We start from the raw sequence: 22,287 nt of genomic DNA, 5'->3' as shown, positions 1-22,287 counted from the left end.
GTGATTTTCAATGTCAGATGAAAGAATTCTTAATATCAAAGACCTGGATATCACCTTTTCCACAACTGCAGGAACGGTACACGCTATCCGAGGCATCAACATTGACCTTTATAAAGGGGAGACGGTTGCAATCGTAGGTGAATCCGGTTCCGGTAAATCCGTTACCATGAAAGCTGCAATGGGTATCCTGGCTTCCAACGCAAAGGTGGAAAAAGGAACAATTGAGTTCAGCTATCATCATGCAGACGGAACTCCAGAGACAGTTGATATCCTGACAAAAGATAAAAAATGGATCCGCAGACACATTAATGGAAAAAGAATCGCCATGGTTTTCCAGGATCCTATGACAAGCCTTGACCCGACCATGACCATTGGAAAACAGATCATGGAGGGTATGCGCTGGCATTTCAAGACTCCGAAGCAGGAGGCATGGAACCGCGCTGTTGAGCTTTTGAAAGAGGTTGGTATCGAGGACGCTGAGAAGCGTATGAAGAACTATCCACACCAGCTTTCCGGTGGTATGCGTCAGCGTGTGGTTATCGCCATTGCCCTGGCCTGCAACCCGGATCTTCTGATCTGTGATGAGCCGACCACCGCTCTTGATGTAACGATCCAGGCGAAGATCATTGAGCTGATCAAGAAGGTTCAGAAGGAACGTGGAATTTCTGTTATCTATATTACTCATGACCTGGGCGTTGTTGCCAAGGTGGCAGATTTCGTAAATGTTATGTATGCTGGAAAAATCGTGGAAAGAGGAACAACTGATGAAATTTTCTACGATCCACGCCATCCATATACCTGGGGACTTCTTTCCTCCATGCCTGATTTAAATACAGACGACGAGAGACTGTATACCATCCCGGGATCTCCGCCAAACCTGCTTCACGAGAAGCCTGGCGATGCTTTTGCACCGCGTAACCGTTATGCGCTGGAGATTGATGACAAGCTGGAGCCACCGATGTTCCAGATCACAAAGGATCATTTCGCAGCTACCTGGCTTCTTGATCCAAGAGCTCCTAAGGTGGAAATGCCAGTGGAGTTAAAGAACCGAATCGAAAGAATGAAGAAGGAGGCCGAGGAACATGGCAGTAAATTATGATGCTGAGCCGATCCTTACTGTGGATGGATTAAAGCAGTATTTTAAGGTAAGCAGCAGCTTTACCGTACATGCAGTAGAAGATGTTTCCTTCAAAATTTACCCTGGGGAAACCTATGGACTGGTTGGAGAGTCCGGTTCCGGAAAATCTACTATCGGACGTAGTGTTATCAGACTTTACGATCCTACCGCTGGAACTATCAAGTTTAACGGTATGGATATCAGCGGAAAGATGAATAAGGAGACCAATAAGGCTCTGAGAACACAGATGCAGATGATTTTCCAGGATCCTATGGCATCTTTGAATCCGCGTAAAAAGGTAAGGGATATTCTTGGCGAGGGCCTTGATATTCATCATATGTATAAGAATAAGGAAGAGCGTGAGGAGAAGATCAAAGCGATTCTGGCAAAGGTTGGTCTGGCTCCGGAACATGCGGCCAGATATCCGCACCAGTTTTCTGGTGGACAGAGACAGCGTGTTGGTATTGCACGTGCGCTGATCATGAACCCGAAGCTGATCATTGCAGATGAGTGTATTTCTGCTCTTGATGTGTCCATTCAGGCGCAGGTTGTCAATCTGATGAAGGATATCCAGCAGGAGACCGGTACTGCGTATCTGTTTATCGCTCATGACCTTTCCATGGTTAAGTATATTTCTGACCGTATTGGGGTTCTGCATCTGGGACATCTTCTGGAGACTGGTACCACAGAGGAGATTTTCGAGAATCCAATGCACCCATACACACGAAGCCTTCTTTCCGCCATCCCGTCCCCGAACCCGGCAGTGGAGAAGAACCGTGTGGCTGAGACCTATGATTATAAGACCTCTGGAATGAATTATGGGGATGGTACTTATCACCATATTAGCGGTACGCATTATGTGAAATGTACCGATGCGGAGTTTGAGAAATTTAAGAGTATGCCGAAGCTGGAATACTAATAGTTAAGATTGCGCCTGCGTAGCGAATGAGTAAGCCGCTATGCAGGCGTATTTTGTGTGTTGAAAAGTTTGTCGAGGAGGGACGCATTCGGACAATGTGTATTAGTCACTCGCCAGAGCAACGCTCCAGCGAACTGATCGCCAACTGCGACTAATGCGTTCGGGAGAGCCTTGATGTATTGCGAAGCGTATAACTGTAAGTGCATGGAACAGTTACACCATAAATATGAGTGTAAAAGAAGGCTTCTCCAAATATAACAATAATGTCAAAAAAAAAGCAGGAAATCAGAAAAACTTTCGAAGCCAGTTTTGTTGCGTAATGGAAAAGAATGCCTTATAATATAGAAAAAGTGGGAATTTATGTATATAAAAACGGAAGCGAGTTGTGTATGAAAAAGAATACTGAGACAAATACATACGTAGTAGACAGAGAATACAGGCTTCAGTATATCGGTAAGAATCTTAAGAAGAGATTTCCTGATCTGAAGCTCGGGGATGTCTGTTATGAGAAATTCCGGAGAAAAGAGAATCCATGCCGCAATTGTCCGCTGGCACATAAGAACCGCAAGATGGACATGTTCTATAATGAAGACGAACAGAAGTGGATGAAGATCAATGCAGGCGAGATTGAGTGGCCAGGAGCCACAGGCTGCCACGTTATTCTCACCAGAGAGGTGACAGAGAAGAATCTGGATGAGCTTTGCCGTTTTGTAAATATGAAGAAGGAAGTAGTGGAGCGAAAGAACTCCTGTAAAGTCGAGCGGAATAAGCTTACAGGACTATTTTCCAGAGAGCCGTTTTTCCGGCAGACCGAAGCTTTTCTCAGTGTAAATGATATACAGCCAGGAGAATATTGTGTGGCTGCCATTGATATTGAGCATTTTAAGCTTTTCAATGAGTGGTACGGACAGGAAGCAGGAGACAGGCTTCTTGGAGAAATCGGTGCCCACCTTCAGAAAATGCGCCAGGAAGTTGGGGGGATTGCAGGATATATGGGAGGTGATGATTTCACCATTGTACTTCCAAATTCCGAAGAAATCCTGGAGAGTCTGAAGCGCAGAATCACAGGCTTCGTACGTGCATATGGCGGACATACCGGATTTCTTCCCGCTTTTGGATTTTATGTGATCGATGATCTGGATGTGAGTATTTCCCTGATGTACGACCGTGCGATCCTTGCCCAGGAGACTGTGAAGGGAAATTATGCAATACGTTCAGCCTATTACAGTGCAGATATGAAGACCAGGCTGGAGAACAATCATGTACTCCTTACCCAGGTTCAGGAAGGTCTGGAGAGGAATGAGTTTATCTATTATCTTCAGCCAAAGGTAAATCTGAACACTGGCAAGATTGTGGGACTGGAATCACTGGTGCGCTGGAATCACCCAGACAAGGGAATCGTGGCACCTGGATATTTCATTCCGGTTATGGAGAGCAATGGTCTGGTCACGGAACTGGACAAAAAGGTATGGGAGCAGGTATGCCAGACCCTGCAGGGCTGGATCAAAGCCGGACACCGGGTGATCCCCATTTCGGTCAATGTATCAAGTGTGGATATTTATGCAATCGACGTGGTAGAGCACTTCAAACATCTGGTGAAGAAATATGGGCTTCCGCCGGAATATGTAGAGCTGGAGATCACAGAGAGTGCTTATGTGGAGGAATACAAGGTGATCACCGGAGTGGCAGAGGAACTGCGGAATGCTGGCTTTACCGTTCTGATGGATGACTTTGGAAGCGGTTATTCTTCTTTAAATATGCTGAAGGATGTTAATGTAGACGTTCTGAAGATCGATATGAAGTTCCTGAAAATGGACGAGAACACCATGGGAAAAGGAATGGGTATCCTGGAGGCTGTTACCAGAATGGCCAATATCATGGGACTCCGCATGATCGCAGAGGGTGTAGAGACGGAGGATCAGATCAATTATCTGCTGAATATGGGCTGTATTTATGGACAGGGCTATTTCTTCTACAAGCCTTTACCTGTGGAAGAAATCAAGAGGATCCTTCTGGATGAGAACAATGTAGACTACCGCGGCATTCAGGCGCGGAAGATCGAGCATGTGCGCTTCAAGGATCTTTTCCAGTCGGAGCTGGCAAGTGACAGCATTCTGAACAATATTCTGGGACCGATCGCTATCTATGACGTGTACAAAGACAATGTAGAACTGGTGCAGGTAAATGACAAATATTGTCTTCTGATCGGACAGGATCCGGTAGACCTGGCTGAGAATGTACAGGTGCTTCAAGATATTTATCCCGATGACCGGCGCAAGATGCAGAATATTTTCCAGAGAGCTTTCCAGCGGCTGGCGGAAGGTGCAGAGGGCACTGTGCGCCGCAGGCGGAAGAACGGTCAGTATATGTGGATCAATATCAAGGCCTTTTTCCTGAGAGAGCAGGATGGACACCAGATGTTCTACGGCGCTGTCCGGGATGTGACCGAGGAGATGAACCAGTTCCAGAAGCTGATGGCTTATCAGGGAAAATAAGCTTCCATGTGATTTATAACAGCGCCTGACCTGGTAAGGTCTGGCAAAATAACGGGCGCTTGCAATTTCAGAAAGTTTGTGGCATAATCTGTGATAATAACTTAACGATCGGAAACAGCAGCCATCGGGCTTTTTTCCGACTTTATTTCAAAAATGACAGGTGAGAAAATGTCTGGCTTTACCAAAGAAATTATTATCAGGACTTTGTTTGAATTGCTGAATGAGAAGCCCTTAGCGAAAATTACAGTGAAAGATATTGTAGAACGCTGCGGCGTGAACCGGAATACCTTTTATTATCATTTCCGGGATATTTCCGATGTTGTGGAATGTGCACTTCTTCGGGAAGTGGATCAGGTCTTTGAGCGTCCGGTGGAAGTGGATTCTGTTCTGGAATGTCTTGAAGTACTGGTAAATCTGATCGGAGAGAAGAAGAAAGCTATGCTGCATATTTATTGTTCTGTGCAGAGGGAGACTTTTACCAGTGCGCTGGATAAGATGTGCCAGTACATTGTGAAGCAGTATATCATCCATAATTTTGAAGAAGAAATTATGGAAAAAGAGGATATGAAGGCGTTGATGCATTTTTATAAATGTGTGATGACCGGAGTGATTCTGGACTGGATGGATCACCGGATGTCCTATGACCTGACCGAATATGCAGGGAAGCTTCGAAGCCTCTATGGAAATACCTTCGAGAAAACATTGGAAAAGGCAGCAGGAACAAAGCCAGCGCATCAGAAAATCATATAAATTCTACCCGGATCCGGTTGCCGCAGGCGACATATCCGTTTAGACAAAAAAGGGATTGTGTCTGAATTTCAGACACAGTCCCTTTTTTGCCTGTTCCTTTTGGGAATTTTTCTCATTATAATAAGGGGCATGAAAAGAGGCAGAAGAAAGGAGGATCTGTATGAAGACGTCAGGTACTTTGAAAATTGCGCGAAGTGGATATATTGTAATGGCGGTTATCTTCTGTGCACTGGGAATTTTTCTTATGGCAAATCCGGAAGGTGCCATGAAAACTATCTGCGTGCTGGCTGGAGCTTTATTCATTGCAGACGGGATCATTAAGATCATCGGTTATTTTTCCAGGGATTTCTACTGCCTGGCTTTTCAGTTCGATTTAGGATTTGGAATTCTGATGATTGCCATGGGAGTGCTGATCCTGGTGAGAAGAGAAGCTATTTTTAAACTGGTCTTTGTAGTCTTCGGACTGCTGATCCTGGCAGATGCCCTGCTTCGAATCCAGATGTCGGTGGAAGCAAAAAAATTCGGGCTGAATCTGTGGTGGGCAATTTTGATCGTTGCTGTAGTGACAGGCGTGTTTGGAATGCTGCTTCTCATAGATCCGGCAGGCGGTGCAAGGCTGACGGTGATTTTCACAGGAATTGCATTTTTGCTGGAAGGAATTTTGAAGTTATGTGTGGTTATTTACACGGTAAAGCTTCGGAATGACGGCAATGTGGTTTATGAGGAGAAATTCACAGAGGTTGGACATTAATGATGCAGATAAGCTGTAAGTACAATGTAAAAAGGTAATCAGAAATTTCAACAGGTTACTATAACGGCAGCAGCGGGGCAGACAGCCACGTTACTATATAAAAAAATAGATTCCACGGAAAAAAATACATGTCCATGGGATTGGTATCATAGCTTAAACAAAGGAGGAGCATTATGAAACTGATTGACAAGGCAAAACAGGCAGCTATGGAAGGTGCAGTAACAAAAGCATTAGAATATCTGGAAAAGGATCCGGAGACAAATATTCCAAAGCTGATGGAGCTGGTTGACAAATTTACTCCGCAGGACTGGTATAAAGGCCAGAGGGATGCCATTCGTAATGCAATCCAGGATACAAGCAGCAACTGGTATAAGCTGATCATGAACCTGTATCAGCTGGATCCAGGTGTTCGAAAGGTATTTTTCCAGAACTTTATTGTAAATGCCAGCTTAAAGGGAAGCGCAAGACAGGAAGAGGTGGCCGCACAGAACAACTGTAACGTTCCGTGGGCGGTCCTTCTGGATCCTACCAGTGCCTGTAACCTGCACTGCACAGGATGCTGGGCAGCAGAGTATGGCCACAAGCTGAACCTGGATCTGGATACCATTGATTCCATTATCAGACAGGGGAAAGAGCTTGGCGTTTATATGTACATTTATACAGGCGGTGAGCCTACAGTCCGTAAGAAAGATCTGATCAAACTTTGTGAGATGCATCCGGACTGTGAGTTCCTTTCCTTCTCAAACGGAACACTTTTTGATGAGGAATTCTGTGATGAAATCTTAAGAGTAAAGAACTTCGTTCCTGCATTCAGCCTGGAGGGCTCCGAGGAAGCCAATGACGGACGTCGTGGTGAGGGAATCTATCAGAAGGTTATGCACGCAATGAAGCTGTTGAAGGACAGAGGACTTCCATTTGGTGTTTCTACCTGCTATACAGGTATGAACGTAGACAGTGTAAGCAGCGAGGAATATTTCGACAAGCTGATTGACTGTGGTGCATTATTTGCATGGTTCTTCCATTATATGCCAGTTGGAAATGACGCTTCACCGGAGCTTCTTCTGACACCGGACCAGCGGGAAGAAATGTATCGTGCAATCCGTAAATTCAGAAGTACAAAAGCAATCTTTACACTGGACTTCCAGAACGATGCCGAATTTGTTCACGGATGTATTGCAGGAGGAAGACATTATCTGCATATTAATGCAAATGGTGATGTGGAGCCTTGTGTATTTATCCATTATTCAAACTGCAACATCAAGGATACTTCTCTTCTGGATGCACTGAAGAGCCCGATTTTCCAGGCTTATCACGACAACCAGCCATTTAATGAGAACATGCTCCGTCCATGTCCGATGCTGGAGAATCCGGAGATCCTGCGACGCCTGGTTGAGGAGACTGGCGCGAAGTCTACAGACCTGCAGTCCCCGGAGAGCGCAGATCATCTTTGCGGCAAATGTGATAAATATGCAGCCTGCTGGAAAGAAAGAGCGGATCAGCTGTGGGATGAGAGACAGAAGGAGAAGGCTGAGAAGGCTGGCTGCTAATGGCCTGGCACAGGAAGCTGCCTTGAAAATAATTGCAAAATAAAGTCTGGGTATAGAGTGCCGCTTGTGACGGTCTCTATACCCAGGCTTTTTGTCTGCCATAGATTTTTGAAGATAAGGCGTTAATAATTATATGCGCCTTCGTAAGCATTGCAGCGCTCCTTGCGCTTGGACTGCTTCTCACAGCTGCTGCACCGGTCGCAGAATTCCTGCTCATAGCAGGTGGAACAGACGCAGTTCCTGCAGGCGTCGCGGTCATAGGCGGAGGTACAGGTGTAAGGCAGTTTATTATCGGTAGTCTTTTCTGACATTTGGATCACGCTCCTTTTTAATGTGATTATAGTGCGAAAAAATATGCGGTTCAATGGGAAAAATCCGAAAAAAGTAAGACGGATTTTTAGGCACTTTTTCAGGGAAGAAGATTAACAAAATTGACGTGGGTACAGTTTTCTGCTATCATAAATCTGTTATTTGATATTAGGCGAAATGAAAGTCAGTTACATTGCGTTTGTGGCGATTCTTGTGCGAAACAATAGAAAATGAGGTAAAAATAAAATGTGGATAGCAAATGACTGGAAAGAATACGAAGTAATTGATACTTCCTGCGGCGAGAAGCTGGAGAGATGGGGAAAATATCTCCTTGTCCGTCCGGATCCGCAGGTAATCTGGGATACACCGAAGACTGAGCCGGGATGGCGCAAGATGAATGCCCATTACCACCGCAGCTCCAAGGGCGGCGGGGAATGGGAATTTTTCGATCTTCCACAGCAGTGGGATCTCCATTATAAGGATCTTACTTTCCATCTGAAACCGTTTAGTTTCAAGCATACCGGACTTTTTCCGGAGCAGGCTGTAAACTGGGACTGGTTTGGGGATAAGATCCGCAAGGCAGGCAGACCGGTCAAGGTGCTGAACCTGTTTGCATATACAGGCGGTGCAACTCTTGCGGCAGCAGCTGCGGGGGCAGCTGTTACACATGTGGATGCTTCTAAGGGAATGGTGACCTGGGCGAAGGAGAATGCGGCAGCAAGTGGTCTTGCTGATGCACCAATCCGCTGGCTGGTAGATGACTGTGTGAAGTTTGTAGAGCGTGAAATCCGCCGGGGTAATCACTATGACGCAATTATCATGGATCCTCCTTCCTATGGAAGAGGCCCGAAAGGCGAGATCTGGAAGATTGAGGATGCCATTCATCCACTTGTGAAGCTTTGCACAAAGATCCTCAGTGACGATCCCCTGTTTTTCCTGATCAATTCCTACACTACCGGACTTGCCCCGGCTGTGCTTACTTATATGCTTGCAACGGAAATGCAGAAGTATAAGGGACATGTAGATTCCCAGGAGATCGGCCTTCCGGTGAAGGCAAACGGGCTGGTACTGCCATGCGGTGCTTCTGGAAGATGGGAAGCGGTTTAAAGGGGTTTTTACATAAAATAGAGCCAAACACTTGACAACCGACAATTTAGCATACTAAAATGGAAAAGATATACGAGGAGGATACACCAAACAGGCAACTGCCAAAGGAGGAATTTATGAAAAAATATACCGAAATGAATCATGAAGAGCTTCTGGCGCTGAAAAAAGAGCTGGATAAAGAATTCGAGGAGATCAAGGCACAGGGACTTGCCCTTGATATGTCAAGAGGAAAGCCAAGCAATGCGCAGCTGGCGCTTTCTATGGAAATGATGGACGTTCTGAGGGGCGATTCAGATCTGAAATGCGAGACCGGAGTAGATTGCCGTAACTACGGTGTGATCGATGGTATTCCGGAAGCCAAGCGTCTTCTTGGAGAAATGTCTGAGGTAGATCCGGAACACATTATCATATATGGAAACTCAAGCCTGAACGTTATGTTCGACAGTATTGCACGTTCCATGACTCAGGGTGTAATGGGAAATACTCCATGGTGCAAGCTTGACAAGGTGAAATTCCTCTGTCCTGTACCAGGTTATGACCGCCACTTCAAGATCACCGAATTTTTCGGAATCGAGATGATCAATGTTCCGATGACTCCACAGGGACCGGATATGGATATGGTAGAGAAGCTGGTAAGTGAGGATGCAGCCATCAAGGGAATCTGGTGTGTTCCGAAATACTCCAACCCACAGGGCTACACCTACTCGAAAGAAACTGTAGAGCGTTTCGCAAGACTGAAACCGGCAGCACCGGACTTCCGTATTTACTGGGATAATGCCTACAGCATCCATCATCTCTATGATGATAATCAGGATTTCCTGGTTGAGATTCTTGGGGAGTGTGCGAAGGCTGGCAACCCTGATCTTGTTTACAAATTCACATCCACTTCCAAGGTAAGCTTCCCTGGCTCCGGTATCGCAGCTGTAGCAGCTTCCAAGGCAAACCTGGATGATTTCCGCAGATATATGCAGGTTCAGACCATCGGTCATGATAAGCTGAACCAGCTCCGTCACGTAAGATTCTTCAAGGATCTTGACGGACTTCACGCCCACATGAGAAAGCATGCAGATATCCTCCGCCCGAAATTTGAGCTGGTGCTGGATACCCTTGACAAAGAGCTTTCCGGACTTGGAATCGGTGAGTGGACAAAGCCGCACGGCGGATACTTCATCTCTTTTGATTCCATGGATGGCTGCGCAAAGGCAATTGTAGCCAGAGCAAAAGAGGCTGGCGTTGTCCTTACTGGCGCAGGTGCTACTTATCCATACGGCAAGGATCCGAAAGACTCCAACATCCGTATTGCTCCATCCTTCCCTACACTTGAGGATCTTGGCAAAGCAGCACAGGTATTCGTACTTTGTGTGAAGCTTGTCAGTGTAGAAAAACTTCTCGGCTAAAAGCGTGCTGCTGTGAACGGCAGCCTTTCCGTAAAAGGTGGGCCATAATTTTCTAACAGGCTCTGAAACCGGAAATTCGCGCATAGAATGTAACCATGCCAGATCAGGAAAAGTACCTGGTCTGGCATATAAAAAGAGGCAGAGTAATCTACTGTTATCTGTGAACAGTAAGCATCTGCTTTTTATTGTCTTTACCCGTCTGCATTTGGAAGGCAGAAATAAATACCGGCTATGGAGTTTATTTCCCGCATAAGGTAAATAGAAGATGTGGTCGTGTAAAGGCAATAAGAATTCAGCATAATCAGGGAGGAATTTATGGCAAAAAATAAGGAAAAAGCAGGCGCAGGAAGAACGATTGTTATTTTACTTGTGGTTTTGCTGCTGCTTTTTACAGCAGGCGCTTATGGATATGGCGTGTACTACTTTTCCAGTCATTTTCTTCCAGGCTCTATGGTGAATGGCTTTAATTGTTCCTACATGACTTCAGAAGATACCGAGAAGCTTTTGAACCAGCGTGTGAGTGCTTATGTTCTTGCTGTGGAGACCATGAAAAACGGCCAGGAAGCCATTTCCGCCCAGGATGTGGGGCTTTCCTATGTGTCTACTGGCATTGTGAAGCAGCTGATCAGGGATCAGGACCGTTTTACCTGGTTTCTGGCCTTTAACCAGGATAAAAATTACGATATTTCAGAATCTCTCAGCTATAATGTGGAGCAGCTGCAGCAGGCTGTGGACAATCTGAACTGTATGCAGGCAGAGAACGTGGTCCAGCCTGTGGACGCCCAGATTCAGGATACCGGAGATTCCTTCGAAATCGTTCCCGAGGTGGTTGGAAATGCCCTGGACCGCACCAAGACAGAAGAAGTGATTGCCGCAGCAATGCTCCGTGGGAAAACTTCTGTAAATCTGGAGGACGAAAGCTGTTACCGGAAACCATCTGTGTACAGCTCTGATGAGCAGCTGAAATCCAACTGTGATAAAATGAACCAGCTGGCTAAGGTGATCATAACCTATGATTTTGCGGACCGCACGGAGACTGTGGACCGGAGCGTGATTAGGAACTGGTTCGGCTATGATGAGGACGGAAATGTGATCCTGGATGAAACTCTGGTGAGACAATATGTGGCGGATCTTGGCATGAAATATGATACCATGGGACAGACACGTACATTTCTGACTTACGATAACCGGGAAGTGGAAGTAAAAGGCGGCGATTACGGCTGGGTGATCGACCAGGATGAGGAAGTAAAAGCCCTGATCAGCGCCATTGAAAGCGGTGTAACCCAGGTACGTGAGCCTGTTTATCTTTATTCCGGTTACAGCCGTGGAACCAATGATATTGGCTCCACCTATGTAGAAATTGATCTGACAAACCAGCGCCTGGTTTTTTACCAGAAGGGAACTCCGATCGTGGATACCCCGATCGTAAGCGGAAACCCTGATATTGAAGGCTGCGGTACTCCTACAGGCTGTTACGCACTGGATGCCAAGGAATCCCCGGCAGTACTTACCGGAGAGGACTACGAGGCAAATGTGACCTACTGGATGCCTTTTGCTGGAAATGTGGGAATCCATGATGCTTCCTGGCGTTCTGAGTTTGGAGGAAACCTTTATCTGTGGGAGGGCTCCCATGGATGTGTGAATGTCCCATATGACAAGGCTTCCGAGATTTATGCGAATATTGAGGTTGGCATGCCGGTGGTTGTTTATGAGTAACTATTCAGCAGGTAATATTCCGCGAGGTGTTTTTTGTGAACAAAATTCACAGAAAACCCGGGAACCACGGTGCAAAATTATGCGAATGCATGATTTCTGTGCATCGCGAAGGGTGTAACTGTGAAGGAACTGAACCGTTTCGTATATGAATAAAACAAAGGAGATATAAAATCATGAAGATAGTAGTTTTGGCTGGTGGAACCAGTACAGAGAGAGAGATTTCCATCGTATCTGGTACCGGAATCTGCGGAGCACTTCGTCAGAAGGGCCATGAGGCAATTCTTGTAGATATTTTCTGTGGTGTAGAGAACGTTGACTGGGAAAATCCTTTCCCAGATGAGTATGATGTGGAAAAGGCAGCAGCATATATGAGCAGCTTTAATCCGCAGATCAAAGAGATGGAGAAAACCAGAAGAAGCTTTTTTGGCCCAAATGTTCTGGAACTTTGTGAAAAATGCGACATTGTATTCCTTGGCCTTCACGGTGCAAATGGTGAGGATGGCAAGGTACAGGCGGCCTTTGACCTGATGGGAATCCGTTATACAGGAACTGGCTATCTCAGCAGTGCCATGGCTATGGATAAGCGCATCACAAAGGAAGTGTTCCTGATGAACCATGTTCCAACACCAGGCGGATTTACCATGACAAGAGACAATCTGGAGAAAGACATTGCCAAACATGATCTTCAGTTCCCAGTTGTTGTAAAGACCAGCTGCGGCGGCTCCAGCGTTGGTGTTTATATTGTAAAGGATCAGAAGGAGTACGAGGATGCGCTTGCAGACGCAAGCCAGTACGGAGCTGATATTGTAGTTGAAGAATATATTAAGGGACGTGAGTTCTCTGTGGCAGTGGTAGATGACAAGGCTTACCCGATCATTGAGATCGCACCAATCCAGGGCTTCTATGACTACAAGAATAAATACCAGGCTGGTTCTACTGTAGAGACCTGCCCGGCTGAGATTTCCCCTGAGCTGACTGCAAAAATGCAGGAAAACGCAGTAAAGGCAGCGAAGGCACTTGGACTTACCGGTTACAGCCGTCTGGATTTCATGATGAAAGAGAACGGAGATATGTACTGTCTGGAGGCAAACACCCTTCCGGGAATGACTCCGACCAGCCTGATCCCTCAGGAGGCTAAGGTGCTTGGCATGGATTATCCGACACTTTGTGAGGAACTGATCCGTATTTCTTTAAAGAAGTACGAATAAAGATATAACGAAAAAGCATGAGGTGCCCTATTGGTATCGCAAAATTATTATTTCCCATATCAGACAGGACTTTATTTGGAGTGTGTGTCTGGTATGGGAATATATTGCATTAAGAGAAGTAGAAAATAAATAGTAAAAAATAGCATAAGGATCAAATTATATGAAAAATCTTACCCTGGAAAACCTGACCAAAGCCTGCGGCGGCATCTATTTCGGACCAGCCGACAAACTGGATCAGGAAGTTTCCTCTATTACAACTGACAGCCGCAAGGCAGAAGCCGGAACCTTATTTGTACCTATCGTAGGGGAGCGTGTAGATGCCCACAGATTTATTCCACAGGTGATGGAAGCCGGTGCCCTTGCCACCTTATCTGAGCGTACATTGGAGAATGCGGACTTTCCATACATCAAAGTGGAATCTTCCCTTCAGGCAGTGAAGGATATCGCAGAATTTTATCTGCAGCAGCTTCAGATTCCAGTTGTCGGAATTACCGGAAGTGTTGGAAAAACAAGCACAAAAGAGGTAATTGCTTCTGTCCTGAAAGAGAAATACCGTACCCTGAAAACCCAGGGAAACTTTAACAATGAGCTGGGACTTCCCCTCACTGTTTTCCGCCTTCGTGACGAGGATGAGATTGCAGTTCTGGAAATGGGAATCAGCGATTTTGGCGAGATGACACGTCTGGCAAAGATCGCAAGACCAGACACCTGCGTGATCACCAATATCGGTACCTGCCACCTGGAGAATCTGGGAGACAGAGACGGTGTGCTGAAAGCGAAGACCGAGATTTTCAAATATCTGAAAAAAGACGGTCACATTGTATTAAATGGTGATGATGACAAGCTTTGCACAGTAAAAGAGTATGAGGGAATCAAGCCGGTATTCTTTGGCATGGAAGATGACAAGGATATTTATGCAGATGAGATCGTAAGCAGAGGACTGAAAGGAATGACCTGCCGCATCCATGTTGGCGGGGAGTCCTTTACTGTGGATATTCCAATGCCGGGACGTCATATGGTGTACAATGCACTGGCTGCTACTGCAGTTGGCCGCGTTTATGGACTGACCCTGGAGCAGATCCGTCGCGGAATTGAGACGTTAGAGGCTATCAGCGGAAGATTCCATATGATCGAGACCGACCGTTTCCTGATCGTGGATGACTGCTACAATGCCAACCCAATGTCCATGAAAGCTTCTCTGGATGTGCTGAAAGACGGTGCTGGCAGAAGAGTGGCGATTCTGGGAGATATGGGAGAGCTTGGGGAGAATGAAGTCAAGCTTCACGCTGAGGTTGGAGAGCATGCAGCCCAGTGTGGAATTGATGTTTGTATCTGCACAGGTCCTCTTTCCGCAAACATTGCCAAGATGGCCAGAAAGAATCCGGATCTTACCGTTATCGAAGAACCAGACCGCGACAGCCTTCTGTCCCACCTGTCCACCTACGTAGAGACCGGCGACACCATCCTGGTAAAAGCATCACATTTTATGCAGTTCGAGAAAGTAGTCGCTGCATTGCAGGAAATGTAAAGAATGTAATACCCATTGTCCGAATGCGTCCCATTTAGACGAACTTTCAACCCATAAATAGGAATATGCAGAGAAACCACAGAATAAGTGGAATCCCCCCAGAATTTGACGAACGATTTATGTTTCACAGAAACGATGTGAGAGGTATAATGTTTTCAACAGGATGCTCCGTCCATAGGCGGGCATCATAAATGAAAGTATGGGAGGACATTATGCTGGAGAAAATCATGAACCTGCATATATTGCTCTACAGTATGGCGGCTCTTGGGGCCTTGGGAGCAATGGGAATGCTGGCAACACACCTCACCTACAGAAGAATGCTGAAAAGTACCGGAAGCAAGATGACTGGCACCAGAAAAAACACAGGATCAGGCAGCGGCATGAAAGTGAACCTGAAGGAAAAGTGGCTGAACCTGTGGAAAACGCGGGACAGGCTTCTTCACAGGATGAACCGGCTGGTGTGGTATCCGGCACTTTTTTCCACCGCCCTTCTTGGCTGTGCCATTTATTTTTCCACTGTTTTGAGGATGGAAGAGGGACTGCCTCTGACTTACCTGTATGTGGGGGCGGCGGTTCCCGTTGTTCTGCTGCTTTTGCGCCAGGGACTGGATTTCTCCTATAAGGAAGAATTGGTGATGAACACTCTGGTGGATTATGTGGAACAGATCCGGGCCTGGTCAGAAGAAATTCCGGCAGCGAAAAAGGCGGACCCTGTTTTGCAGGAGGAGATCGTGGACAAGATCACCAGCAGCATCCGGCAGACGGCCGCTTCCGGAAGCCATTTCAGCAAAATGCTCACACCGGAGGAAGAGAAGATCATGCGGGAGATCATCCGGGAATTTATGGTTTGATATCCGCACATAAAAGTAGTAAAATCAGGGCACAGGATTTTTCCTGCGCCCTTTTACTATGAGAAAGCGAGGAGTGCATTATGAAAATTGTGATTCTGGAGGCAGACAGCCTGGGACAGGATATGATATTTACGCCATTTGAGGCACTGGGAGAGGTGGTTATTTATCCCACCACAACTACAGAGGAGATGGAAGAGCGGACAAAAGATGCAGACGTGATCGTAGCCAACAAGGTTCCCATCTGTGAGGCTACCATAGGAAAGGCTCAGAATCTGAAGCTGGTATGCCTGACCGCCACAGGCATTAACAACCTGGATGGAGATTATCTGAAAAAGAGGGGAATCGCAGCCTACAACGTTGCCGGTTATTCCACAAACGGTGTGGCACAGCATACCTTTGCCCTTCTTTTCTATATTCTGGAAAAAATGAATTATTACGACAATTATGTAAAATCCGGAGAATATGCAAGAGGAACCTGCTTCTCCCACTTCGGCCAGAATTTCTTTGAGCTGGATGGGAAAACATGGGGAATCATTGGCCTTGGTGCGATCGGAAACAGGGTGGCGCAGATCGCGCAGGCATTTGGCTGCCATATTATCTGCTATTCCGCTTCCGGGAAGAAATATCATACAGAATATGAGCAGGTAAGCCTGGATGAGCTTCTTTCCCGTTCTGACATCCTTTCTGTACATGCGCCGCTGAATCCGTACACAGAGAATCTGATGACACTGGAAAAATTCCGCAAGATGAAGAAATCCGCTATTTTCCTGAATCTTGCCCGAGGCGCCATTGTAAATGAGCAGGATCTGTATACTGCTCTTACCGAAGGCTCCATTGCCGGTGCAGGCCTTGATGTTCTTTGCAAAGAGCCCATGGATCCGGAGAATCCGCTGCTTAAGATCCAGGACAGCAATAAACTGATCATTACACCGCATATCGCCTGGGCTGCAAAAGAGACCAGATTCCGTGTGGTAGATGAGGTTGTGAAAAATATCCAGAGGTTTCAGAATGGTGATTCTGTAAACCGGGTATATTAAAGAAGATTGATGTAAAACTGGCAGAGCGTGTTTTGGCTCATTTTGAATTGATTATGGAGGATACATGGCAAAAAAATATTATGCAGTACGAAAAGGCAGAAAAACAGGAGTATTTTTAACCTGGGCAGAATGCCAGAAACAGACTACCGGATTTTCCGGTGCAGAATTTAAAAGCTTTCCTACTATGGAAGAGGCGAGAGCTTTTGCCGGTGTGGGGGAAGAGCCCCCGCAGGAAGTACCGGGTGCAGCGCCGGGGAGGACGAATAACGAGTCTGAACTGCAAAACGCAGCAGTACCAGGAAATTACATTGCAGGAAATGTGACTCATGAAAGCTTGCTGGCAGAAGGAAAAGTCGTTGCCTATGTAGACGGCAGTTACCACTCCGGTACTGGCGAGTTTTCCTATGGAATGGTGATCCTGCAGGATGGAGAAGAGCATACCTTTTGCCAGAAAATGACAGATCCGGATCTGGCTCTGATGCATAATGTGGCTGGAGAGATCAAGGGCTCAGAAGCTGCCATGCAATATGCCATGGATCACAATATTCCGGAAATTGTCATTTACCATGACTATGAAGGAATTGCCAAATGGTGTACCGGTGCCTGGAAAGCCAACAAAACCGGAACGAAAGCCTACCAGGAGTTTTACCAGAAGGCATCCCAGAAAGTAAAGATCCATTTCGTAAAAGTAAAAGGCCATTCCAATGATAAATACAACGACATGGCGGATCAGCTTGCAAAAAAAGCTCTCGGAATCCTGTAAAGGATCCCGGGAGCTTTTGGGCATATGCGGCAATCGAGTCAAAGCACATGTCTGCATGAACCCTCTGGCAGATGCCGCAATCATGAGAACTAAGACAATTTATATCTGAGAACTGCTGAGAGCTCATAAGATCTTCTTGGAAGACCGTAATATCTGCTATAGCTTTTGGCTTCTGCAAAAAGAGGATCATAAACGTAGCCGTTGATCTCTGCCCATGCATGGGCGTTGTTGTTGCTTTGCTTGGCGTCTGCACAAACATAAACCTTCTTATAGCCGATTGCCTTGGCTAAGTAAGCAAATGCAGAGGCATCTGCGATACAGTCGCCTCTTCCGCGGAGAAAATGGTCGTTGGCATTGACTGCCGGCCAGTTCTTGCCGCCCTGGTCAAAGCGCCGCCAGGTGTAATAGTATTTCTTCATTACCCAGTTAAAACAGGTACGAAGCTTCTGGGATTTGGACATGCGGGAATTGGTGATCTCGGCAACAATCTGCTTGGAACGAAGGTCTGCAATCTGTGTCTGGGACATCTTCTTTCCATTGGCATTGTAGTAAGTGGAACCCTTTTTCTTACCGATCACGTGTCCTTTTTTATCGATAAAGTAGGTGAAGTTTTTGGTCCCACGTTTTACGGTTTTGTTCTTTAGCATGGTTCCATTGGCATTGAAATAAAAATAGTTTTTCCCAATTTTCTGGAAACCGGTAAGACGCTTGCCATCTTTGTAATATCTTTTTTTGCCGCCTTTTATTGTTTCCCAGCCCTGTTTCTTAGGTGCGGGAGTAGGGGCTGCAGGTGCGGTGGTAACCACTTGTGTGGGCTGTGAGACTGCCGTTTCAGCTGCAAATGCAGATGTGGGTGTCAGTGTAAGTACGGCAGTCGTGAAGAGCAGGATAAGTGTTTTTTTCTTTTTCATATAAATCGCCTCCATAAAAATAAGCTGATAACTTAAAGCTACCCATATTATACTCAATCTTCCTCGATCACCTGTATTTCCAAATAATCGAAATCGATCTCTTCTATAAAATTATCCTGATAAAACCGTGCCTTGCTGTGCTTCTTGAAATCCCGGACTGTGGTATCAAGCCAGATGGGATTTCCAAGATCCAGTTCGTAGCAGATCTGCTCCAGACAGTGGAAAACCTTATGGGTTCGGGTTTCCTGGCGGTCATCACAGATCACGGTATCTTTTAACATGTGGTTATTTTTCCAGATCCGGCCCCAAAGACGAAACATTTTCGAACACCTCCCCATCATTTTGGAAATTCGTGACTTTTACCTTAACACTGTTTGGGAAAAGTTGCAACAGGAAAGTGGGGCGAAATTTCAGACTATTTTTTTATAAAATACAGCAAAAATACTTTTTAGCACGCTAAAGTGTTTTAGCTTGATTCTTGCGCGGAAATCTACTATAATTAACGGTAATATTTGTCACCAACTAATTACATCCAAATGAGGAGGATTTTTATTATGAAATTATATGATACCGGCGTGTATCTGCAGAACGGAAAGACGATTATTCCGGCAGAGGAAGCGCAGCTCCCTGTTTCAAAGGAAGAAGCAGCGGGAAATACCATTGCCTATTCTATTTTGAAAGCTCATAATACTTCCGGTAATATGGACAAGCTTCAGATTAAATTTGATAAATTGACATCTCATGATATTACCTTTGTTGGAATTATTCAGACTGCCCGCGCATCAGGGCTGGAGCGCTTTCCGGTACCTTATGTTCTGACGAACTGCCATAACTCCCTTTGCGCAGTAGGCGGAACCATCAATGAGGATGACCACATGTTTGGCCTTACCTGTGCGAAGAAATATGGTGGTGTCTATGTTCCGCCTCATCAGGCCGTTATCCATCAGTTTGCCCGTGAAATGCTGGCAGAATGCGGCAAGATGATCCTTGGTTCAGACAGCCATACCCGTTATGGTGCACTTGGAACCATGGCTATGGGTGAGGGAGGACCGGAGCTTGTGAAACAGCTTCTTTCCCAGACCTATGACATTAATATGCCAGGTGTTGTTGCCATTTATCTGAATGGCACTCCTCGCCCAGGCGTAGGACCTCAGGACGTTGCTCTTGCAATTATTGGAAAAGTATTTGCAAATGGCTATGTGAAGAATAAAGTAATGGAGTTTGTAGGACCTGGTGTGGCAAACTTAAGTGCTGATTTCCGTATCGGTATTGACGTTATGACCACTGAGACCACCTGCCTTTCCTCTATCTGGCAGACAGATGAGAAGATCCGGGAGTTCTATGAGATCCATGGAAGAGCCGGAAGCTACAAAGAACTGAAGCCAGGCGACGTAGCTTACTATGATGGCTGTGTGGAGATCGACCTTGGTGAGATCAAGCCAATGATCGCCATGCCGTTCCATCCAAGTAATACCTATACCATTGATGAAGTAAATGCAAATCTGGATGATATTCTTGCCGATGTTGAAAAAAGAGCACAGGTAAGTCTGGACGGTAAAATTCCATATACCCTTCGCAATAAGGTGGTAGATGGCAGGCTTTATGTGGATCAGGGAATCATCGCAGGCTGTGCTGGCGGCGGATTTGAAAATATCTGTGCAGCTGCTGATATTCTCCGCGGCAGCAGCATTGGTGCAGATGCTTTTACCTTAAGTGTATATCCGGCAAGTACGCCGATTTATATGGAACTGGCTAAGAACGGTGTTCTGGCAGATCTTCTTGAGACAGGTGCAGTTGTGAAAACTGCGTTCTGCGGACCATGCTTCGGTGCTGGTGATACTCCGGCAAACAATGCCTTCAGTATCCGCCATACTACCAGAAACTTCCCGAACCGTGAAGGCTCCAAGATCCAGAACGGCCAGATTTCTTCCGTTGCACTTATGGATGCCCGTTCTATCGCAGCTACAGCTGCGAACAAAGGCTTCCTTACCTCAGCAGAGAACTTTACAGGTGAGTACAGAGGCCAGAAATACTTCTTTGACAAGACAATTTATGACAACCGTGTATTTGACAGCAAGGGTGTGGCAGATCCGTCTGTGGAGATCCAGTTTGGACCGAACATTAAGGACTGGCCGAAGATGCCTGCACTTGCAGAGAATCTGGTACTGAAGGTTGTATCCGAGATCCACGATCCGGTAACCACCACAGATGAGCTGATCCCGTCTGGTGAGACTTCTTCCTACCGTTCCAATCCTCTTGGACTGGCTGAATTTACCCTTTCCAGAAAGGATCCGGCTTATGTAGGACGTGCGAAAGAGATCCAGAAGGCAGAGCATGCCATCGAAAACGGCGAATGTCCGGTTGAGGCAGTTCCGGAGCTGAAGCCGGTTATGGAAATCGTTCATAAGGATTATCCGGAGGTTGGCAAAGGAAACCTTGGAGTAGGAAGTACCATTTTCGCTGTGAAGCCAGGAGATGGTTCCGCCCGTGAGCAGGCAGCTTCCTGCCAGAAGGTACTGGGCGGCTGGGCAAACATTGCCAACGAATATGCTACCAAGCGTTACCGCTCCAACCTGATCAACTGGGGAATGCTTCCATTCCTGATCCCGGCTGGAGACCTTCCATTTGCAAACGGTGACTACCTGTTTTTCCCGGAAATCCGCAAGGCTGTTGAGGAAAAAACAGAGAATATTACAGGCTATGTAGTAAAAGAGAGCGGACTGGTACCGTTCACAGTTACACTTGGGGAGCTGACAGATGATGAGAGAGAGATTATTCTGAAAGGCTGTCTGATTAATTACAATAGAAAATAGAACTGTTATGAGGCAGGTCATTCTTTCTTTGTAGAGAGTGGCCTGTTTTTTTTCTATTCTCCAAAATATTCTGAATAATTATAATAATTGATAAAATACACAGAAATACAATATGGAATAATAAAATAAAACAGAAATAAATGAAAAAATACACGAAAAAGTATTGACAAATCAAAGGCGAGATGGTAATATAAGCTCATCAAAAGAAAACAAGAGAAAAAAGAAAAAACAACTTCATAAAGAAAGGAGCTTCGTGATTCCAATGGGAACATAAAATCTTTCTAATCAATATAAGAGAGACAGGGATTGCATTTCCTGCAAGAAGACCTGATACGAGAACCGTGTAAATAGAGAATTTAGTATCACTTGATTCAGCTGATACTTAGAAACGTATCAAAGGTAAATAGAAGCGATCACTTATATTGAATATCTGTCCACCACTAATACAAAGATCTGGAACTTGTGTAAAGAAACATTTCTCCAGAGAATATAACCCTTATCACAGATAAGAACGATATTTTGAGATCCATATTGAACCTTTAGAATATGAATCGAAGCTTTGCATTAGAAGAATATCACATTTGATATTCCAGTCAGAAATATATCTGGAACTTCCGCTCAAACTTTTTTCGTATAATACATATGAGAGAGCATATGAACCAGTAAGTGGTTTTGGATTTAACCTATTTAAGTTTGAAATTGTTTATGATAATGATTCAGAGCTTAAGAAGTGTATCCGGTATTTCTGCAAACGAAATTATAACCCGTGAAATTATAATTTCAATCTATCAAACTTCTAAATAAACCGAATGATAAACATCATATCGTTTATGAGCAGGAAATAAGTCAAGATATTTTAAATAAAAGAACAACTAAATATAGAACAACTGAATAAAGACCACGTAAATATTAAATTGTAAATCAATTTGAAAAACGAGGAAAAGACCATTGAATACTGAAGAATTTTAGGACGGTCATCATTTGAAATCGAAGTAAAATGATGACCGTCCTTTTCTGCGTGTTGGAAAGAAAAGTGACATATGATCTGCATCGCGGAAGATAGCGCTG

Annotated in this window: 18 protein-coding genes; 15 read left to right on the top strand and 3 right to left on the bottom strand. The window is 45.5% G+C overall.

From position 1 onward, the window contains the following. Nucleotides 1–10: 10 nt before the first annotated feature. From ACTQ50_RS01550 to ACTQ50_RS01525, 6 genes are all read left to right on the top strand, one after another. Nucleotides 11–1,099: an ABC transporter ATP-binding protein gene (locus ACTQ50_RS01550; protein ID WP_441482665.1), complete on the top strand. Its 1,089-nt coding sequence runs from the start codon at nt 11–13 to the stop codon at nt 1,097–1,099. Further along, nucleotides 1,083–2,036: an ABC transporter ATP-binding protein gene (locus ACTQ50_RS01545; RefSeq protein WP_441482664.1), complete on the top strand. Its 954-nt coding sequence runs from the start codon at nt 1,083–1,085 to the stop codon at nt 2,034–2,036. The genes ACTQ50_RS01550 and ACTQ50_RS01545 overlap by 17 nt, the downstream gene beginning before the upstream one ends. A 389-nt stretch (nt 2,037–2,425) precedes the next feature. Further along, a complete protein-coding gene (locus tag ACTQ50_RS01540; protein ID WP_441482663.1) occupies nt 2,426–4,531 on the top strand; it encodes an EAL domain-containing protein in 2,106 nt (701 codons plus the stop codon). Nucleotides 4,532–4,699: 168 nt separating this feature from the next. Continuing rightward, complete coding sequence (locus ACTQ50_RS01535; RefSeq protein ID WP_441482662.1) at nt 4,700–5,281, top strand: TetR/AcrR family transcriptional regulator; 582 nt, start codon at nt 4,700–4,702, stop codon at nt 5,279–5,281. A 160-nt stretch (nt 5,282–5,441) separates the two neighbouring features. After that, nucleotides 5,442–6,032: an HdeD family acid-resistance protein gene (locus ACTQ50_RS01530; protein ID WP_441482661.1), complete on the top strand. Its 591-nt coding sequence runs from the start codon at nt 5,442–5,444 to the stop codon at nt 6,030–6,032. Between the two features lie 173 nt (nt 6,033–6,205). Next, complete coding sequence (locus ACTQ50_RS01525; protein ID WP_441482660.1) at nt 6,206–7,579, top strand: radical SAM protein; 1,374 nt, start codon at nt 6,206–6,208, stop codon at nt 7,577–7,579. 122 nt (nt 7,580–7,701) lie between these two features. On the opposite strand, the gene ACTQ50_RS01520 is transcribed toward ACTQ50_RS01525, so the two are convergent. Continuing rightward, nucleotides 7,702–7,890, bottom strand: a complete 189-nt coding sequence (locus ACTQ50_RS01520) for a hypothetical protein (RefSeq protein WP_441482659.1) — start codon at nt 7,888–7,890, stop codon at nt 7,702–7,704. A 244-nt stretch (nt 7,891–8,134) separates the two neighbouring features. Between ACTQ50_RS01520 and ACTQ50_RS01515 the strand changes: the two genes are divergently transcribed. The 8 genes from ACTQ50_RS01515 to ACTQ50_RS01480 all read left to right on the top strand — a co-directional run bounded on the left by ACTQ50_RS01515 (nt 8,135) and on the right by ACTQ50_RS01480 (nt 17,495). Continuing rightward, a complete protein-coding gene (locus ACTQ50_RS01515) occupies nt 8,135–8,995 on the top strand; it encodes a class I SAM-dependent methyltransferase (protein WP_295306585.1) in 861 nt (286 codons plus the stop codon). Nucleotides 8,996–9,111: 116 nt separating this feature from the next. Further along, nucleotides 9,112–10,392, top strand: coding sequence for an aminotransferase (locus ACTQ50_RS01510; protein ID WP_226820746.1), 1,281 nt, complete (start codon nt 9,112–9,114; stop codon nt 10,390–10,392). A gap of 315 nt (nt 10,393–10,707) precedes the next feature. Further along, complete coding sequence (locus tag ACTQ50_RS01505) at nt 10,708–12,108, top strand: peptidoglycan binding domain-containing protein (RefSeq protein ID WP_441482658.1); 1,401 nt, start codon at nt 10,708–10,710, stop codon at nt 12,106–12,108. A gap of 173 nt (nt 12,109–12,281) precedes the next feature. After that, entirely contained in the window at nt 12,282–13,316 is a 1,035-nt protein-coding gene (locus ACTQ50_RS01500) for a D-alanine--D-alanine ligase family protein (RefSeq protein ID WP_441482657.1), read from the top strand. Between the two features lie 160 nt (nt 13,317–13,476). After that, nucleotides 13,477–14,844: a UDP-N-acetylmuramoyl-tripeptide--D-alanyl-D-alanine ligase gene (locus tag ACTQ50_RS01495; protein ID WP_441482656.1), complete on the top strand. Its 1,368-nt coding sequence runs from the start codon at nt 13,477–13,479 to the stop codon at nt 14,842–14,844. 191 nt (nt 14,845–15,035) lie between these two features. Then, on the top strand, nt 15,036–15,695 hold the full coding sequence (locus ACTQ50_RS01490) for a hypothetical protein (protein WP_441482655.1): 660 nt from the start codon (nt 15,036–15,038) through the stop codon (nt 15,693–15,695). An 80-nt stretch (nt 15,696–15,775) separates the two neighbouring features. Then, complete coding sequence (locus tag ACTQ50_RS01485; RefSeq protein ID WP_441482654.1) at nt 15,776–16,732, top strand: D-2-hydroxyacid dehydrogenase; 957 nt, start codon at nt 15,776–15,778, stop codon at nt 16,730–16,732. A 64-nt stretch (nt 16,733–16,796) separates the two neighbouring features. Beyond that, nucleotides 16,797–17,495 (top strand): ribonuclease H1 domain-containing protein, encoded by a 699-nt coding sequence (locus ACTQ50_RS01480; RefSeq protein WP_441482653.1) that lies wholly within the window; start codon nt 16,797–16,799, stop codon nt 17,493–17,495. A gap of 89 nt (nt 17,496–17,584) precedes the next feature. On the opposite strand, the gene ACTQ50_RS01475 is transcribed toward ACTQ50_RS01480, so the two are convergent. Next, on the bottom strand, nt 17,585–18,406 hold the full coding sequence (locus ACTQ50_RS01475) for a transglutaminase domain-containing protein (protein ID WP_441482652.1): 822 nt from the start codon (nt 18,404–18,406) through the stop codon (nt 17,585–17,587). A 53-nt stretch (nt 18,407–18,459) separates the two neighbouring features. After that, the gene (locus tag ACTQ50_RS01470; RefSeq protein ID WP_295306552.1) at nt 18,460–18,726 is read right to left on the bottom strand and encodes a hypothetical protein; all 267 of its coding nucleotides are present in this window, start codon (nt 18,724–18,726) and stop codon (nt 18,460–18,462) included. Between the two features lie 234 nt (nt 18,727–18,960). On the opposite strand from ACTQ50_RS01470, the gene ACTQ50_RS01465 reads away from it, so the two are divergent. Then, nucleotides 18,961–21,219, top strand: a complete 2,259-nt coding sequence (locus ACTQ50_RS01465) for a hydratase (protein ID WP_441482651.1) — start codon at nt 18,961–18,963, stop codon at nt 21,217–21,219. The last annotated feature ends 1,068 nt before the right edge of the window (nt 21,220–22,287 follow it).

It is taken from the genome of Blautia sp. Sow4_E7 (assembly GCF_052116245.1).
Classification (GTDB): Bacteria; Bacillota; Clostridia; order Lachnospirales; family Lachnospiraceae; genus Blautia_A.
Note: the sequence above shows the minus strand (reverse complement) of the source record. Positions and strands in the feature narration are given on the sequence as shown.